Origin of the sequence: Stutzerimonas stutzeri SDM-LAC (assembly GCF_000235745.1) — a bacterium.
Lineage (GTDB): Bacteria > Pseudomonadota > Gammaproteobacteria > Pseudomonadales > Pseudomonadaceae > Stutzerimonas > Stutzerimonas stutzeri_H.
The window spans coordinates 23,656-40,760 of record NZ_AGSX01000066.1 but is presented as its reverse complement, the minus strand read 5'-3'; the positions used below and the strand labels follow the sequence as shown (position 1 = coordinate 40,760).

At 58.7% G+C, this 17,105-nt stretch carries 12 protein-coding genes; 3 read left to right on the top strand and 9 right to left on the bottom strand.

Annotation, left to right across the window (positions count from 1 at the left end):
* Positions 1–760 (bottom strand): sigma 54-interacting transcriptional regulator (locus PSTU_RS0107795; protein WP_019340481.1); only part of this gene is annotated, 760 nt, incomplete at its 3' end.
* Between the two features lie 167 nt (positions 761–927).
* Here PSTU_RS0107795 and norV point away from each other — a divergent pair.
* From norV to PSTU_RS0107780, 3 genes are all read left to right on the top strand, one after another.
* Positions 928–2,382, top strand: a complete 1,455-nt coding sequence (gene norV, locus PSTU_RS0107790; protein ID WP_029404670.1) for an anaerobic nitric oxide reductase flavorubredoxin — start codon at positions 928–930, stop codon at positions 2,380–2,382.
* The gene (gene norW, locus PSTU_RS0107785; RefSeq protein ID WP_019340479.1) at positions 2,379–3,512 is read left to right on the top strand and encodes an NADH:flavorubredoxin reductase NorW; all 1,134 of its coding nucleotides are present in this window, start codon (positions 2,379–2,381) and stop codon (positions 3,510–3,512) included. The genes norV and norW overlap by 4 nt, the downstream gene beginning before the upstream one ends.
* 442 nt (positions 3,513–3,954) lie before the next feature.
* Positions 3,955–4,935 carry an IS5 family transposase gene (locus tag PSTU_RS0107780; protein WP_019340478.1) on the top strand — a complete coding sequence of 327 codons (981 nt, stop codon included), beginning with the start codon at positions 3,955–3,957 and terminating at the stop codon, positions 4,933–4,935.
* 154 nt (positions 4,936–5,089) lie between these two features.
* On the opposite strand, the gene PSTU_RS0107775 is transcribed toward PSTU_RS0107780, so the two are convergent.
* The 8 genes from PSTU_RS0107775 to tssM form a co-directional block, all read right to left on the bottom strand.
* Positions 5,090–5,869, bottom strand: a complete 780-nt coding sequence (locus PSTU_RS0107775) for a hypothetical protein (RefSeq protein WP_019340477.1) — start codon at positions 5,867–5,869, stop codon at positions 5,090–5,092.
* A gap of 170 nt (positions 5,870–6,039) precedes the next feature.
* Positions 6,040–6,264, bottom strand: coding sequence for a glycoside hydrolase family 19 protein (locus tag PSTU_RS21685; RefSeq protein ID WP_237709853.1), 225 nt, complete (start codon positions 6,262–6,264; stop codon positions 6,040–6,042).
* A 309-nt stretch (positions 6,265–6,573) separates the two neighbouring features.
* Entirely contained in the window at positions 6,574–7,098 is a 525-nt protein-coding gene (locus PSTU_RS0107765) for a hypothetical protein (protein WP_141566887.1), read from the bottom strand.
* Between the two features lie 11 nt (positions 7,099–7,109).
* Complete coding sequence (locus PSTU_RS22000) at positions 7,110–9,719, bottom strand: SH3 domain-containing protein (RefSeq protein WP_019340474.1); 2,610 nt, start codon at positions 9,717–9,719, stop codon at positions 7,110–7,112.
* Between the two features lie 51 nt (positions 9,720–9,770).
* Positions 9,771–11,816, bottom strand: coding sequence for a type VI secretion system tip protein TssI/VgrG (tssI, locus tag PSTU_RS0107755; protein ID WP_019340473.1), 2,046 nt, complete (start codon positions 11,814–11,816; stop codon positions 9,771–9,773).
* A 20-nt stretch (positions 11,817–11,836) separates the two neighbouring features.
* Positions 11,837–12,829, bottom strand: coding sequence for a serine/threonine-protein kinase (locus tag PSTU_RS0107750; RefSeq protein ID WP_019340472.1), 993 nt, complete (start codon positions 12,827–12,829; stop codon positions 11,837–11,839).
* Positions 12,826–13,563 (bottom strand): PP2C family protein-serine/threonine phosphatase, encoded by a 738-nt coding sequence (locus tag PSTU_RS0107745; RefSeq protein WP_019340471.1) that lies wholly within the window; start codon positions 13,561–13,563, stop codon positions 12,826–12,828. The genes PSTU_RS0107750 and PSTU_RS0107745 overlap by 4 nt, the downstream gene beginning before the upstream one ends.
* Positions 13,563–17,102, bottom strand: a complete 3,540-nt coding sequence (tssM, locus tag PSTU_RS0107740) for a type VI secretion system membrane subunit TssM (RefSeq protein WP_019340470.1) — start codon at positions 17,100–17,102, stop codon at positions 13,563–13,565. Before tssM ends, PSTU_RS0107745 begins: the two co-directional genes overlap by 1 nt.
* Between the last annotated feature and the right edge of the window lie 3 nt (positions 17,103–17,105).

Below are 17,105 nucleotides of genomic sequence, written 5' to 3'. Positions count from 1 at the left end.
CGGCCACCGACTCGGGCAGCGCCGCGCAGTTGAGGTAGACCAGCGGATGGCCGGCGCGAGGCGAGGCGAGGTGGATGGCCTTGGCCACCAGCTCCTTGCCGACCCCAGTCTCGCCGGTGATTAGCACGTTCAGATCGGAACCGGCGACCACGCCGATCTCCCTCTTCAGCTGCAACATGCTGGTCGCCAGCCCGACGATCTCGTCGGCGCCGGGCTTGTTTGCCGGTGCGTTACTGATGGGCGCCACAGTCTGCTGTTCCAGACGCTCGACCAGCAGCGCATTACTCAGCGCCGCCGAGGCTAGCGCGCCGATCAGGCGCAGCTCCTCGTCGTTGAAGTGATCGAACTGGGCGGGGTCGTAACCGTCGATGGTCAGCGCGCCGATCAGCGTCTGGTTGGCGAACAGGGGCAGGCCGATACAGGCATGCACCTTGAGCTGCTCGCGGCTCGGCAGGATCAGGTTGTCATAGGGGTCCGGCAACTGACTGTCGGCAGGAAAGCGCACCACGTCACCGGCGCGGGCGATGGCCTCCAGGCGCGGATGCTCGCCGAGGCGGAAGCGCCTGCCGAGCACGTCGGGTGCCAGCCCGTCGATCGCCAGCGGGCGGAACATCTGCCCCTCGTAGCGCAGCAGGGCCAGCGCGTTGCATAGCAGCAACTGACGCAGGCTGTTGATCAGTTGCTGGAAACGGTCCTGGTTGGAGATGCCCCACTGCAGGTCGAGTGCGATGCGGGCCAGGCTGTCCATCGAAAGCGCCATCCTATGTCCTTTTGACTTATATATGTCGATCGGACAATACAGAGGCTTTGTCATTACGACAAATAAAAAACAAAAAATCGTTATACATCAACTACTTAATTAATGGCACGGCACCTGCAATGGAGGCGGGCAGGCTTTTTATCCACCTCTGCAAGGTAATGCTCCGCATGACAACTCTGCTCAAGGACAACATTCACTGGGTCGGTCAACGCGATTGGGAAGTCCGTGACTTTCACGGCACCGAGTACAAGACCCTCAAGGGCACCAGCTACAACAGTTATCTGATCCGCGAGGAGAAGACCGTACTGATCGACACCGTCGATCATCGCTTCAGCCGCGAGTTCATCCTCAACCTGGCCAGCCAGATCGACCTGGCGAGCATCGACTACATCGTCATCAACCATGCCGAAGAGGATCACGCCGGCGCACTGTCCGAGCTGATGGCGCACATCCCGGGCACACCGATCTACTGCACCGCCAACGCTATCGATTCGATCACCGGCCATCACCACCAGCCGCACTGGAATTTCATCCCGGTGAAGACCGGCGACAGCCTGGACATCGGCAATGGCAAGCAACTGGTGTTCATCGAAACGCCGATGCTGCACTGGCCCGACAGCATGATGACCTATCTCAGCGGCGACGCCGTATTGTTCAGCAACGACGCCTTCGGCCAGCACTATTGCGACGAGCACCTGTTCAACGACGAGGTCGATCAGCCGGAGCTGCTGGAGCAGTGCCTGCGTTATTACGCCAACATCCTCACGCCCTTCAGCCCGCTGGTCACCGCCAAGATCAACGAGGTGCTCGGCTTCAATCTGCCGCTGTCGATGATCGCCACCGCCCACGGCGTGGTCTGGCGCACCGATCCGGCACAGATCATCGGCAACTATCTGGAGTGGGCTGATCACTATCAGGAGAATCGCATCACCCTGTTCTACGACAGCATGTCGAACAACACCCGGATGATGGCCGACGCTCTGGCCCAAGGCATCCACGAGGCCGATCCGAGCGTGGCGGTGAAGATCTTCAACGTCGCCCGCCACGACAAGAACGAGATCCTCACCCAGGTGTTCCGCTCCAAGGCCATCCTGGTCGGCTCCTCGACCATGAACAACGTGATGATGCCGAAGATCGCCGGCATGCTGGAGGAGATCACAGGCCTGCGCTTTCGCAACAAGAAGGCGGCGGCCTTCGGCAGCTACGGTTGGAACGGCGGCGCCGTAGACCGTATCCAGACCCGCCTGATGGATGCCGGCTTCAGCACCTCGCTATCGCTCAAGAGCAAATGGCGCCCCGACGGCAGTGCCCTGGAAGCCTGCCGCGCACATGGCCGGCAACTGGCGCGCGAATGGGCTTTGAATACACCGCCAGGCGCCAGCCCGAGCGCCACGCCCGTCACGCCCGAAGCGGCGAACCAGCCGTCCGACGAGCGTTCGGGCGACGCCGGCCCGGCCATGCAGTGCAGCGTCTGCCAGTGGGTTTACCAACCCGAACTCGGCGAACCAATCCAAGGCGTCGCTGCCGGTACCCCCTGGAGCGAGGTGCCGGACAATTTCCTCTGCCCCGACTGCAGCCTGGGCAAGGATGTCTTCGACGTGCTGCGGGAGAAAGCCGCATGAGCCGCGAAATCCTCATCATCGGCTCGGGGTTCGCCGCCTGCCAACTGGTCAAGGGCCTGCGCAAACTGGACGTGGAGGTGCCCATCCGCATGCTCACCGCCGACAGCGGCGACGAGTACAACAAGCCGGACATCAGCCACGTCTTCAGCCAGGGCCGCAGCAGCGCGGAACTGACCCGTCTGAGCGCCGCACGCTTCGCCGAGCAGTACCAGGTGACCGTGCAGCCCTTCACCCGGGTCGAGTCGATCGATCCGCAGGCGCGCCGCGTGCATACCGCCGACGCCAGCCATGCCTACGCCCAGCTGGTGCTCGCCACCGGCGCCAATGCCGTGGTGCCGCCCGTACCGGGTCATGAGCTGCTGCTGACGCTCAACAGCCAGGGCGAGTACCAGGCTGCCGAGGCGCAGCTGCGTGACGCCCGTCGCGTGCTGGTACTGGGCGCCGGGTTGATCGGCAGCGAGCTGGCGATGGACCTGCACAGCAGCGGCAAGCAGGTGGTGCTGGTCGACCAGGCCAGCAGCGTCCTGGCATCGCTGATGCCGGCGACCGTCAGCGCGCGGCTGCAGGCCTGCCTGGTCGGCAGCGGTGTTCAGCTGCGCCTGGGCAGCGGCCTGCAGCGCCTCGAGCGAAGCGGCGACGGCATTCGCGCCTACCTGAACGATGGTCATGTGGTCGACTGCGACAGTGCGATCGCCGCCATCGGCCTGCGCCCCAACGTGGATCTGGCGCGCCGCAGCGGGCTAGCAGTGGGTCGCGGCATTCAGGTCGACCGCCTCCTGTGCAGCAGCGACGAGCATATCCATGCCCTGGGCGACTGCGCCGAGATCGACGGCCGCGTGCTGCCGTTCCTGCAGCCGACGCAACTGGCGGCCAGTGCCCTTGCCAGGAAGTTGCTCGGTCAACCACAGGCGCTGCAGCTGCCGCCCATGCTGATCCGCGTGAAGACCCCGCGCCTGCCGCTGCAACTGGCCGGCGAGACCACCGGCCACCACCTCGACTGGCAGCTCAGTTTCGACGAACTGGGCATGCTTGCCCGCGCCTTCGATGCGCAAGCGCAACTGCGCGGTTTCGTGGTCAGCGAAGGACGTCTGCAGGATGCGTTCGCCCTGCTGCGCCAGTTGCCTGGCTGAGGCGCGGCCCGGCTGGCTGCACGATCCAAAGTTTTCTCCTGCGTTGTGATGCTCCTTTTGCAGGCTCTTTGAGCCTGCTTTTTTTTATTTCAGCTCGATAAATGCCGAGGGTTTCACCCGCGCTACGTCCCGATTTGAATATGGCTTTGTAGGGCGGGTGAAACCGGCGCGGTGACTTCACTGCTGCGCAAATCCAGCAGCCCTGCTGCTAGGCAAAGATGACTGGGGTTACCCACCAGCCCCAGCGCCAGGACGTCCTCTGGAGCCGTGGTGTTGACGATATCGTTGGCCGACGCGAGCCGCGCATCGGTTGTGGCGTGGTGGCAATATGCTTTTAATCGTTTGCGTTAAAGATGCCAGCGCGACCGCCTCCTTAGGGAAATCCTGAAGAAGACTTCCCGTTTCTGGTGAAATACGCCGATCCCGTTGCCGGAGTTTCCCGATGAAGCAGATGACCTTTGCCGACGCCGAGTACGCCGGTAAGCGCAAGCAGACCCGTAAGGAGTTGTTCCTGATCGAGATGGATCAGGTGGTGCCGTGGACGGGTTTGGTTGCCCTGATCGAGCCGCACTACCCCAAGGGTGAAGGCGGCCGTCCGGCGTATCCGCTGATGGCGATGCTGCGTGTACATCTGATGCAGAACTGGTTCGGCTACAGCGATCCGGCGATGGAGGAAGCGTTGTACGAGACCACGATCCTGCGCCAGTTTGCCGGGCTGAGCCTGGAACGCATTCCCGACGAAACCACCATCCTCAACTTCCGTCGCTTGCTGGAGAAACACGAATTGGCGGCTGGGATTCTGGCGGTGATCAATGGTTATCTGGGCGACCGCGGTTTGTCGTTGCGCCAAGGCACTATCGTCGATGCCACGCTGATCCATGCGCCGAGTTCGACCAAGAATCAGGACGGCAAGCGCGACCCGGAAATGCACCAGACGAAGAAAGGAAACCAGTATTACTTCGGCATGAAGGCCCACATCGGCGCCGATGCCGAGTCCGGCCTGGTGCACAGCGTGGTAGGGACGGCAGCCAACGTTGCAGACGTTACCCAGGTCGACAAGCTGCTGCACGGTGAGGAAAACATGGTGGGTGCCGACGCGGGTTACACCGGCGTCGAGAAGCGCCCGGAACATGAAGGCCGGGAGGTGATCTGGCAGATCGCGGCCCGCCGCAGTACGTACAAGAAGCTGAGTAAGCGCAGCGCGCTGTACAAAGCCAAGCGCAAGATCGAGAAGGCCAAGGCCCAGGTGCGCGCCAAGGTCGAGCACCCGTTCCGGGTGATCAAGCGCCAGTTCGGTTATGTGAAGACACGCTTCCGTGGCCTGGCGAAGAACACGGCGCAGCTGGTGACATTATTTGCCCTGTCGAACCTGTGGATGGCGCGCCGGCATTTGCTGACTAATGCAGGAGAGGTGCGCCTGTAATGTGGGAAATGGCCGCTGAGAGGTGTTCGCGGCGGCTAAAAACTCAGAAATGAGCGGATGACTTGGTCGATTTTGGTCGAATCGCCGCTTCTAAAATTGGCAAGGGCAGAAGTCGGCCGGAAACACAGGGCTACTTCAGACCATCCTTAGGCCGTTATTGACTGCGAAAAGTATCAGTGTGTCCTATGGATTTATATAGCTCTGTGGGTGTCAGGCGCTTCAATGAATGTGTTACCGGGTCCGTCTCAATATCCAGCGAGAATGCCGTAGCATTATTATAGTCATACACTAAGTAAGCGTTGCCTCTGGTCACTATATGAGTTTTTTCGCCTACAGTAGCAATGGTCTTCGGGGTAGCAGACATTAGGTCGTCGGCTGAATCGTAGCGCAACCCTACAAAAACACTGCCTAGTTGACCAAGGGGTGCTACGGCAACCTCAGCTGGCTCTGCCATAACTGATTGAAGAGACGTCTTATTAGACTCTTCAATCCACGCGTCCGAGTAACTGAAGATCAGATCTTGATAATCGTTCGTTAATGTTTTTTGAAGGTTGCATACCGCTTTTGGAATCGAGGCGCCGTTTTGCCCATTACGAATATTGCCGTATATGCAGTCGATAACTGGACCGCTCTCATTAAGAGTGAGGGTGTAAAACACCTCGAAGTGTGTATTTGATCCAGAGTTTTCATAGGTCAGTGCAGGGCCGCCATTGAATGAAACTAAACTCCTGGCGGCTTGCCCTGTGTAGCCAACTATTTCGTCGATAACGATAGTTTTCGATCCCCGCATAATCGTCAAACTGCCGGTGGTCATATTGGCTGTATAAGCTTCCGAAATCTCATCGTTGTGGATCGAAACGGCGTAGGTGTTTGCATAAGTGGTTGTGGCTAGCGCAGATAAAATAAATATTTCTAAAAAGAGTATGTGTCTCATGGTACAAAGCTTTCCTTCGCCGAAGATGTGGTTTGTAGAATGGATTCAAACCTTCTTGCATAGCCCGCTATAAGTTGCTGCTGGTCGGTTTCATTGATGATTCTACGAGCGTGTACGTAATCTACACCATCAGCGCTGATGTAATGGCTTAATTTTCTGCCAGTGAACACTCATTCTTTCATGCCCCAGATCATAATAGGCACGGAATGCTCGGGGTCGGCTGCCTTATCCGGTTGATTTACGAAGTTGACACCAAAATGTACCTGAGCTTTACGGTAGTTATTCTTCCAAGTAAGGTGTACGAGGCCACGTCCACGATATTTTTGACCATCACCCTCTTGCGTATTCCCGTTCTCGATAGCACGATTTCGATGCTCTTGGGTGCTCGCTAACATAGGGTCATATTTGTTGAAGTAAGATATTCCGCCAACTTCGGGCTTTGAGCTGAAAAATTCTCCCGTGGGAAAATAGTAGGCTTCATGGCGTGCTGTGGCGAACATATAAGCGAGTTATTCGCTTTTTCGGGATTGCTTTGGTAATGCGTATTGATGAGTTTCACAATGGTGCGCAAGCTCTTTCGAGATTCTCGCAAAAGCAGGGGCAATCGCATCGGTACATCCTTGTAGCGTCATGGCGAGTGCGCGTTTATGGCAGGGTTTTGGGGTGATGGCAATATGCTTTTTGGGAAGCTTCAAATTATGGGGTCAATGGCAAAGGTGCCAATTTGCATCTCCATTAATTTCTGCGAGCGCTTCCATGCCAGAATTCTTTGACGCCGTGTTTTGGTTGCGCTGATCAATAGTTATCTCTTCGCCAGCCCATAACCAAACATCGTTATTGTCCTCCCCCCATTGTCCCCCGCAGAATGAGCCTGTTTCCTGTCGTACGATACAACCGCTCGCCATTTCAACGAAGGCGCAATAAGCACGATCGTAATCTTCTTCTAGAGCGCTTCCTTCAATACTTCCACGGATGGTTTTTTCGATCTTTAGATATCTGCTGTCCTCAGAAAAGTCAGAAGGTAGGCTTGCATCAAAGTAGGCTTGCTCTTTGGGGAATAATTTATAATGGTTACCATTTTTCAAAAAATACACGCTACGCCAAAAGCCCTTTTCGGGGTCAGTAAAAATTACTTGACCGCCGTGTGCCTTCAGGGCCGATTGAGTTTCAGCCCAAGCCGCAGTATGAGCTGCAGTGGAAAAAATAAATACTGCTAGTAAGATTTTCATGCTCATCAACCTCATAGCTTGTCCTTAAGATGTTGATATCTGGTTGGTGCGACACTCTGGCCATTTACTATAGCCATTCTTCTCGTGTTTCCATAATCGTTTAGAATTGAATGTTCATATTTTTCATGATTGTCACCCCAGCTAATTGGTTCTTGGGCGGCACTTGGATTGCTGTCAAAGAAACGCTGTAACGCAGCACCAAAATCGCGACTTACATAGCCTGGGCGGTTGATATGGTGGTCAAGTACGGTCGCTTTTCCGAGGGGTGATTTTAGATAATCCTTAAGTTTAAATCTGGAGCCGGAAGGCTTAATCTCCATTACCTCATGTTTTAGGCGTTTTACGAAGTCCAAGACTTGTTGTTCTTGGAATTTCTCATGGGTTATTGCTTTTAGGATTGAGCTTAAAGGAATGGAGCCAATTTTCTGTTTTCGAGAGAAAGCAGTTTCGTTAAACCCTTCGCGTAGTAGTCGTTTAAGTTCGGCGCCAGTATAACTATCACCTTTTGTGAGGCTTTGGTGCTTATAGTACATTTTAGCGGCTGTGCGAGGGCCTTCTACTGACCATCCACAGTTTTCGAATAATTCTCTATAGAGCTGAGGTTGGCGCTCTTTAAAATCAAAAACCTGAATAGGGAATTCTCCTGCGCCGTACAGGTTTATCGTTTTTTGCATGGCGCCTGCAGTAAGTATTTCGCTGTCGTAAGATTGTAGTGAATCGATTTTTCCCTCGTTGGGAGACATCGCAATAAATATGTTTTTTTCTTCTTCGGTCACGATGCCTGTAGCTACAGTCTCGTGCCAATTAGCGTAGCTTTGTAAGTCAATTGAGCCAGCGTATAGCGGACCATAAATTGTCGCGCTTTGCCCTTTGAAGCGGACACAAGAAAATATTTTCCCTAAGTTACATCCACAGTCGGTGCTTTCATCCTGGCGGACTAGGCTCACAATCCTGATTGGGTTCAAGTGCCAAGCTATTCCATCCGCCCGGACTGCGTGCTTCTCAGCTAAATCGCTCCACCAACTCAACGTCTCGATTCGCTGCTTTTCCACCTCCCAAACAAGGTTCGGTTTTTTGGGCTCGTCCGCTAACAAGGGATCAAGCTCATCCCATTTGCCCTTGTTCCAAAACCACTCGCTTTCATATTTGGCGGCCAGTTGGCCAAGCACTTGAGCGTGCCAAGGCCTGGCCAGCGCTGCTTGGATTTCAGTGCTGGTTAATACGCCATCCTTATCGGTATCGACGATATCGTAGAGTCGAGCGAGCGTTACGATTGGGCCACCATCGGCTTTGCTGATCTGCGCCCGGTAGTTACGCTGTTCGTCTGCGCTTAGCAGGCCTCTGGCATCTAAGGCATAGGCGAGCTTTTCGACGGGCGTTCCGGTTTCCTCTATGCATTGGAAACCTTCCCACTCCCATGGGCTGTGGCGGGTGGTGATCAACTCCTGTTCGGCGAGCCAGCCGTCGATGGGGTTGCCGTTAGCGTCGGCGAACAGACCGTCCAGCCGCCACCAGTACATAGTGTTGTTGGCGCCATTCTTGACGCGGATTTTTCTCGAAGCGGGGAGCCCATCCAACTGGGACTGCGGAATGATTAGGTCGACGCCGATCTGCGTGCCGTCATCGTCCAGCTTCGGCGGATTCTCCGCATTGATGTCGTCTCGATGCGCGATCAGCTTGCTGGCGCCCTTGTAGACCTTGAGGAGTGTTTTCTGATCCTCAGGCAAGCGGCTGGCCCAAGCGCGGCTCTGGGCGATGAACGCGAGCACTTCGTCGCAGCTGAACAGTTCGACATGGACCATGCGCTGAGCAGCGCTGTCGTGGTTCTGGTACAGGCCCGGATGGCCAATTAGTTCACCGGCCTTGATCGGCAACCCGTTCTCAAGGACGACGACTTTTCCGTGTTCCGCAGGCTCGCTCAGCGGTTTGAGCAAGCTGGTGAATACATAGCCGGGCAATTGCCCCGCATCGTCAGCTGCCAGAGGGGGCTGTGCCGTCCCGCTGACTAAGCTGACCAGCTTGCTGAATTCACCTTCTGCCGTGCCGATGGTGATCTCGGCGCCCTTGGGCAGCTGGGATAGTCGAGTGGCGTTCTTGCTCGGACCTGCGCGGACGCTCAGGCCGCCGCTCTCCGTGTTCACGGTATAGCGTTTGGCTTTCCAGAAGGCGGGGCGCTGGAGGTCCGGTTGCGCTTGGTAGCCTGCCCAATCTAGCAAGTGCATGTACAGGCTATAGAGGTTCAGACTTGGAGGCATCTGCCCTTCGGTGATGGTGCCATCAGCATTGCGCAGCGGTGGCGGCTGAAGCTTATGCTTCACCAGGACGAACCCTGTGGAGAAAGGCGCGCGTTTGATCCGAGGGATCTCGTCGAGGAACTCGCTGACCGGATAGCGCTCGTCGATGCGGTAGGCAATCACCTCTCCGTCCGCCATGCAACGGACGCTCGACTGATCGAAAAATGCCACCGTGCCCTCGTCGAAGTGCACACCACCATGCCACAAACCATTCTCACCGGTCGGGTAGTGGCCGCCCTTGGCGTTGGCCATGTGGGTCAGGAGCTGCAAGGGATTACTGTTCGGCTCCTTGCTCGGGAAGGGAAGAGCCCAGTTGATTTCCGCCATGTTCGATACGTCCTGTTCATAGGATTGCCGGTAGGCAAGCCTGTCCTTCTATTAGCCGGAAAAATTGAGTGAGCGCTTGCGCCGACGCGGCTCGGCAGGCTGATTTCCGGGCTGCGCCTGCTCCAACAAACTCCCCGCCTTGTCGCTGTCTGCCTGGCCCGGCAGCACCGGTGAATTGATCTTGATCCCCGATCCCTTACCCGGTGCGCCGCCGGCGTTGATCTTCACCAGCGGGCCAGAGACTGTAATGCCGCCCGGATCAAGCTTGATGAAGCTGCCGCCGGCCTTGAGGGTCAGTTCGATGCCGGCTTCGATGACCATCTTCTGGCCGGCCTTGAGGTGAATCTCGCGGCCGGCCTTGGTCAGCTGCGCGGCGCCAAGCTTGATGTGCTGGGTTTGGCCGACGGTGAGGTGGTCGTCGGGTTTGATTTCTACCTTGCGATCGCCGCTTACGCTCAGGTGTTCCTCGGCCTTGAGCTCGCTGTAGCTGTTAGCTTCCACGGTGTCGTGGCGCTCATGGCCGACGCGGATCTTCTGGTCGTGCTCGATGTTTTCGTCCCAGTCCCGCTGGGCGTGGATGTATATCTGCTCAGCGCCCTTGCGGTCCTCGATGCGTAGCTCGTTGTAGCCGCCCCCGCCGGGGCTCGACAGTGTCTTGAAAACGCTACGGGTCTTGTTTGCTGGCAGGTCGTAGGGGACCTGATGTTCGGCATGGTAGAGGCGGCCAGTTACCAAGGGCTGGTCGGGGTCAGCTTCGAGAAAGGTAACCAGTACTTCCATACCGACGCGCGGGATGGCGATACCGCCATAGCGGTCGCCGGCCCAGCTTGAGCTGACGCGCAGCCAGCAGCTTGTCTTGTCGTCGGCCTGGCCATCCCTGTCCCAGAAGAACTGGACCTTAACCCGGCCGTACTTGTCGCAGTGGATCTCTTCCCCCGCAGGGCCGGTGACGACGGCAGTCTGAGCGCCAAGGGCGCGAGGCTTCGGGTGGTTCAGGGCGGGCCGATAGGCGACATCCCAGGGCGTGGCGGTGAACCGGTTACGGTAGCCTTGGGTAAAACCGTCATGTGACGTGACGTCGCTTGTCACCGACTCTTCCAGCACCTGCGGCTGTTTGCCTTCGTGTATCACCTCGTTCAGCAGCCAAAGGTCGTTCCATTCCTGCCGAGGGTGGTCGGAGATTTCCAGGAGGTGACCGCTGACGAGCGTGGGCTGGTCGCTTAGGCCTTCGGCCAGTCGATAGTCGGCACGATGACGCTCCAGGGCGCGCTGGGAAAGATGCTTACCACGGGCGCGATCCGTGAAACGGCCGGGATAGTCGTAGTCTTCCAGGTCCGGTCGTGGCGTGGCCGTTTGATCTGTGCCCTTGTGGCCGGCTTCCATTACCAGGCGTGGCTGCTCGAAGTCGTAATCCCGTCGGCTCACTCGGTTGGTACGAGTTTCCAGGCGAACTGCGAAGCGCTTGATTACCGGCTCGTCGGCCACGAGCCCACTGTCCTGCACATACGCGGTGGGCTGGCCAAGTTTGGGAAAGCTCGTCTGGTCATCACCGAACACCAGTACATGGCCCTGCGGGCTGTGCTCGAAGTGATAGTGGATGCCTTCTTCTTCGCATAGGCGCTGGACGAAGTGCAGGTCGGTTTCATCGTACTGGGTGCAGTAGTCGCGCTCGGGATAGACCACCGGGCCGAGCTGGAAGCGATAGGCGTTCGCCTGGATGCCATCGCGTTCTAGCACCTGGGCGATGATCTGCGGCACGGTCAGGTGCTGAAAGATGCGCTGATCAGTACGGTGCGTGAGGTAGGCAAGCTGCGGAACGAGGGTCACCCGGTAGCGCGTCAGGCGCTTCCCTGATTCGCCTTGCGCAACGAGGTGAATCAATCCATGAATGCCGTTGCCTGCAGGCGAGAGCTCAAGGAAGGCTGGCTGATACAGCAGGCTCTGCAGATCCAGATCGGGGCGCTCGCTGACCAACTCCAGGTCGAAGCGGTAAGGCTGGCTGATGGCCTCGCGACCGGTAAAGGCAAGTACCTGCAGGTCATGCTCGATACCTTCGATCGTGAGGCTGAAATGGGTGTCATTGGCCGTGTTGAACATGGCGCTTCCTTGTTCTCATGTCATCCGTGGGTGCGCCCGAACCAGCGCTGTAGGCGGCTGGGTGCGGGGCGGCGAAAAATTTCCAGCAGATCGCCGACGCTGCATGTGCGCTTGTCACTATCGAACGCCAGGGCAGTGCGCAGGGCTGGCCAGCCGTGGGCGGGAAAGCTCGCCGGGCATTGCAGCTCGTTGTCCAGGCTCATGGCCTTGGCTTGCTTGGAGCTCAGTCGGCGGAACGGGTGCTGGCCGCTCGCAAGCTCGAACAGCAGGCAGGCAAGCGCGTAGATATCGCTGGCGGCGCTGGGCTCGGCGCCGTCTAGTAGCTCCAGCGCGGCGTAGCGTGTGGTCCATGCCTTGAAACGGTTGCGGGACAGGCGTGGCAACGTTTTGAGAGACCCCTCGATGGGCTGACCGAGCCCGTAGTCGAAGAGGCGTAGCCCGTCCTCAGCGAGTATCACGTTGCTTGGTTTGAGGTCGCCGTGGATCACGCCCCGGCTATGGGAGTAGTCGAGCGCCTCGAGCAACGGTACGGCGATTTCGTTGAGTGCCTCCGTGACCAGTCCCTCGGGTCGCTCGCTAAGGAGCTGATCGAGTGTCGGCCCTTTGAGCAATTCAAGCGTGATGAAGGCCCGTTGACTCAGGGTGTCCACATCGAACCCGAACAGGCGCACGACATGGCGATGGCTCAACCGGGCGGTCAGCGCGAACTCGCTGTACAGCAGCGCGTGGGCGTCCGGATACTGCGCAAATTCATCGCTCAACGTCTTTAGGGCGACGTACGGCTCCGGATCTCCAAACTGCTCGCGCAGCAAATCCCGCGCCCGATATACCGCTCCCATGCCGCCGACGCCTAGCAGTCGCTCGATCAGATAGCGCCCAGCTAGCACCTCCGGTAGCACCCCCGACGCAACGGGGTTGGTCTGCGGGCTCGGCGTAGCGGGAGTGCTGGCTGTGGCCGCAAAGGCGAAGTAGGTGAGGTCCGACGCCGGCTCGGCGCGCAGGGGCTCGCTCATAGCCTTATCACCACTGCACTCAGGTTGTCTCGACACGGACCGTCCATGGCCTCCTCAAACAGCCTTTGCAGGGCGAGGCCTGTGGATGGCGCATTGAGCGCTGCTCCCAGGCTGTCCGGTGACAGGCTTTGGTAGAGCCCGTCGCTGCATAGCAGCAGGGTGTCGCCTGGATAAACATCGAACTCAAGGATATCCAGTGTCAGTTGTTCGCTGGCGCCGATGGCGCGGGTAAGGGCGTTTGCGGCTGGGTGACGCGCGGCTTCCTGCGGGCTCAGGCTCTGTTCGTCGATCAGTTGCTGTAGCAGTGAATGGTCGCGCGAGAGCTGATAAAGCCGTCTGCGGCGCCAGAGGTAGCAGCGGCTATCGCCAGCCCATACGCAGGCGGCGCGTTCGGCCTCCATCAACAGCGCGACCACTGTGCTGCCAATCACCGGATCGGGTCGATCTGCCGTGACCGTCAGTTCTTGCCCGAGTCTGCGGTTGAGGTCGTGCAGACAGCGGCGCAGACCGATCAAGCGCTCCGCCATGCTGCCTTCGGGCAACGCGGCGAGCTGCTCGACGATCAGGCGGCTGGCCAGCGCGCCGTTGTGGTGGCCGCCCATTCCATCGGCCACGACCCAGAGGCCTTGCTCGGGGAGGTCGAGAAAGGCGTCTTCATTGCGTGCGCGGACTTTGCCCGTATCGGTCCGCGCGGCGCTGCGCCAGCTGTACGCCAAGTTCGCAGTGGCTGACATTAAAGTGTCGCCGGAAGTTTGAAGTCGCGCAGCAAGGCGATGTCGAACGGGTTCGGCGAACGCTGACTGTGTAACAGGTAGTTGGCGTTGCGGCCGCCCAGATTGGCCTTGAGCATCAGCACGTCGCGACCACTGTGGTAATCGACCTGCATCAGGTCTAGCAGGCGGAACAGCGACCAGGGGCCGGTGTTCTTCTCGATACCGACACGACGCCCGCCTAGTTCTTCGACCACCAGGCTGGTGCGGCCGTCCTCTGCGTCGGCTGGCCAGCTGAAGGCGGTCTGCACGATCGGACCGTGGCGGTATTCCATCTGCTGATTGCCAAAGCGGAAGTCAGCGCGACCCAGGCTCGAATCGAGGGAGTAAGGCTCTAGCTTGAAGCGGATCTGCGGTTCGTTCGGGTTTTCTGCGAAGAAACTGCGGCGGATGGTTTGCGCGTTGCTCATCTGCGACAGAAACTCGCGTGACAGGGGCAAGCCACGACCGTCGACTCGACGAAGCTGATATTGGCCAGCACTCCCGCTGACGAATGCCTTCAGGTAGCGGTCAAAGAACCCGTCAGCCACGCCTTGCGCCTTAAAGAACTCCCGGAAGTCAGCGATGGCGACGTCGCTCTCGCTGTGTGCGCTGAATGGATAGCGCTGGCGTAGGGAACCTTTGTAGAACGCGTACAGTTCGCTCTGGTAGCGCTGGTTGAGGTAGTGGTAAGCGTCGTTCAGGACCAGCGTCCAGCTGTCTTCGGCGAGCAGGCCGAGCCAGTTGCCGATCGGTTGTGGTAGCCGTGCTGCGCTGGCTCTCAGCTGGTTGATGGCATCACGCTGACCAGCCATGCGCGCCTTGGCGAGTTCAAAAGCTGCCTGATCAGGCGCACTGGCGTGGGCCAGACTTGCCAGTTGCAATTGAAGCGCATCGAGGGCCTGCAGGGTGGGAACAAGCTCGGCGCTGGCCCCTGCATTGTCGTCCAGCAGGCGATGCAGCGGCTCGAAGCGGCGCTCGAGTGTTTTGCGCGCCGTATCGGGTACGTTCTTGGCCAGTGCGGCCTGGGCCTGCTCTGCTGCCGCAGATGCAAGCTTGGCGGCTTTGCCAAGTTTGCCGTTGGCGCTTTTGAGAGCATCGGCTGCGTCCACCGCTTCGCCGGCGGTATCGACTGCGCCGGCAAAGCGGGTGTTGTCCCGGACTTCGACAAGCAGTTGCAACAGCGGCGAATTAGCCGCAGACAACCCACTAAGCAGCACCGAGCCCTTGCCGGCACCTGCGATAGGCTCCAGCGTCAGCTGGGCGACAGCTTCGCTCCAATAGTTAGCGTAATCCCGGAAGTAGAGCTGCTCCATCTCGACCATCAAGCGGCCAAGATCTTTCAGACTCAAGCTGTCGCCTTCGCCGAGCACCCAGTTATCGCGCAGGATCTCGCGCACCAGCTCGCTGCCCTGGGCGACGTAGAATTTCTGATAGCCATTCTGGGTATAGAAACCAGGAATGGTGTAATCACTGCCGCTGAACAGCGCGCCTTGCGGTCCGAGATGCTGACTGAACCGGTAGTCAGGCAGGCTACGAGCCTGATCGCGCAGCATGCGGTAGACGACATTGGCCAACGATTCGCTGCGCAACACCTGACGTGCCTCGACGACGAGTTGGTCATTGAGCGCGTAAGGCGCGAAGCCGTCACCGAGCAACCGCTCAAAGTGGGTGTTGAGGCCGTTCTGCGCAACGGCATTGCCGGCGTAACGCAACGACCAATCGGCGGCTATCCAATCCTTGAGGAAACCGTCGTCGCGACGCTCTTCCAGGCTGAGCATCAGGTAGGCGCGCAGGCTACCAAGCAGGCGCTCTCGATCAGTCAAGTTGGCGCGTATCTGAGCTTCGAGCTGACGCGCAACGCGAGGCAGCAGCAGGGTTTCCAGCTCACGGCGGTAGGCCTGGTGGACGGTGGGATCGACTACCTCACCTTGGTAAAGCCCGCCGCGCTGCAAGTAGGACACGTCAGCCTTATCCGGAAATACCTGAGTAGCCGCATAGCTCATATCCAGCGCCTTGAGCGTACGCAGTGCGTCATCTTCAGCCGTGATGCCCTGATGCTCGCGGCCCAGCTGGTCAGCGAGGCCGCGTAACTGCTCAAGCCGCTCATGGTTGTTGGAGAAGCCATTGGCCCAAAGGGCGGCGAACAGCGCCAGGCAGGCGAAACTCGCGGCATACAGGGCGCGCTGGCCCCAATCGATGCGGCGTACTTCCTTCTGATCGAGACCGGCAAGGTCGGCTTCGGGGAAGATCACGCGGCTGAGCAAGTGATTGATAAACCGAGCACGTCCGCTGCGGAATGTCGGCAACGCGCTGCTCGACAGGCCGAGGTTGCGACCAATGCCGCTGGTGAGCGGATCGAGTCCACCTTGGAGCTGCGGTGCACTGGTGAGGTAGAAACCGCGCAGTTGGCTGGCACGCTGGTAGCGGTTACCGGAGAACGCCAGCTCGACGAACAGGCATAAACGCTCGCCAATCTGGCCAAGCTGGTGCGGGAAATCAAGGATGCGACCCCTGCGCTGGGTGTCGCGCTCTTGGTGCATGCGCAGGATGACCTGGCTGTTGAGTCGGCGCAGCAGCTCCTCGAATTCGATCCGAACGACGTTGACGTCGGTACCGTCCTGCTCCTTGCGGAAGCTGGCGCCGAGTACCTGATCACTTTCTTCGCGCGAGAGCTGATCGAAGAACTCGTCGAAGCCAAGCACCTTATCCGCTTTGCTCAGCACCAGATAAACCGGTACGTCGGCGCCCAGGCGCTGGTGGATCTCGTGCAGGCGCTGACGGCTCTGGCGCGCCAGCGTTTCGAGCTCCAGTTCGCTCGAATGCAACAGTTGCTCGACCGGGATGTTGATTAGCACGCCATTAAGCGGGCGTGCACGGCGGCGGCGCAGCAGACCGAGTAACGTTTCCCAGGCCTTGCCATCGACACCTGAGTCGGGCTGAGTTAGGTAGCGACCGGCCGTATCGATCAGCACGGCATGGTCGGCGAAGTACCAGTCTGCGTAGCGGGTGCCTGAGACATCCTTGGTCAGTCGCTGGTTTTCACCGCGGTTGAGCGGAAAGTCCAAGCCGGAAAAATCCAGCAATGAGGTTTTGCCGCTGCCTTGAGGACCGAGCAGCAAATACCAGGGCAGGTCGTTGCGCCATTTCTCGCTGCGGCCGCGGTACAGGCTCGAACTCTTGAGGGTACGAACGGCGTCGCGGTAGCGCTGGCTCAGGATGCCTTGCTCTTCGCTGACCAAGCCTTCACGGCGAAGACGCTCCTGAACCTCTTCGTCGCTGGCTTCGGCCTGCTTGCGACGAGTGCTATGCCAGCTGGCGAACACGATGAACAGGCCCCAGACCAGGCAGAGACCGGCAATGGTCAGCAGGCGACTGGTGGACGATTCCCAGAACTTATAGTCGTTTACCGCCAGCAGTGGCCCAACGAGCCACACGAGCAGGGCCAACACCAGCAAGACGCACAGGCTCCATACCCAGGTCTTGCGGAAAAACGCGGCAAGCTTGCCGAAAAAAACCTTCATGGC

What these genes read in the sequence shown, in the direction of transcription:
- PSTU_RS21685 (WP_237709853.1), bottom strand. Translation starts at nt 6,264, where the DNA reads ATGTTAGCGAGCACCCAAGAGCATCGAAATCGTGCTATCGAGAACGGG.
- PSTU_RS0107775 (WP_019340477.1), bottom strand. Translation starts at nt 5,869, where the DNA reads ATGAGACACATACTCTTTTTAGAAATATTTATTTTATCTGCGCTAGCC.
- norV (WP_029404670.1), top strand. Translation starts at nt 928, where the DNA reads ATGACAACTCTGCTCAAGGACAACATTCACTGGGTCGGTCAACGCGAT.
- tssI (WP_019340473.1), bottom strand. Translation starts at nt 11,816, where the DNA reads ATGTTCAACACGGCCAATGACACCCATTTCAGCCTCACGATCGAAGGT.
- norW (WP_019340479.1), top strand. Translation starts at nt 2,379, where the DNA reads ATGAGCCGCGAAATCCTCATCATCGGCTCGGGGTTCGCCGCCTGCCAA.
- PSTU_RS0107745 (WP_019340471.1), bottom strand. Translation starts at nt 13,563, where the DNA reads ATGTCAGCCACTGCGAACTTGGCGTACAGCTGGCGCAGCGCCGCGCGG.
- PSTU_RS0107750 (WP_019340472.1), bottom strand. Translation starts at nt 12,829, where the DNA reads ATGAGCGAGCCCCTGCGCGCCGAGCCGGCGTCGGACCTCACCTACTTC.
- PSTU_RS22000 (WP_019340474.1), bottom strand. Translation starts at nt 9,719, where the DNA reads ATGGCGGAAATCAACTGGGCTCTTCCCTTCCCGAGCAAGGAGCCGAAC.
- tssM (WP_019340470.1), bottom strand. Translation starts at nt 17,102, where the DNA reads ATGAAGGTTTTTTTCGGCAAGCTTGCCGCGTTTTTCCGCAAGACCTGG.
- PSTU_RS0107780 (WP_019340478.1), top strand. Translation starts at nt 3,955, where the DNA reads ATGAAGCAGATGACCTTTGCCGACGCCGAGTACGCCGGTAAGCGCAAG.
- PSTU_RS0107765 (WP_141566887.1), bottom strand. Translation starts at nt 7,098, where the DNA reads ATGAAAATCTTACTAGCAGTATTTATTTTTTCCACTGCAGCTCATACT.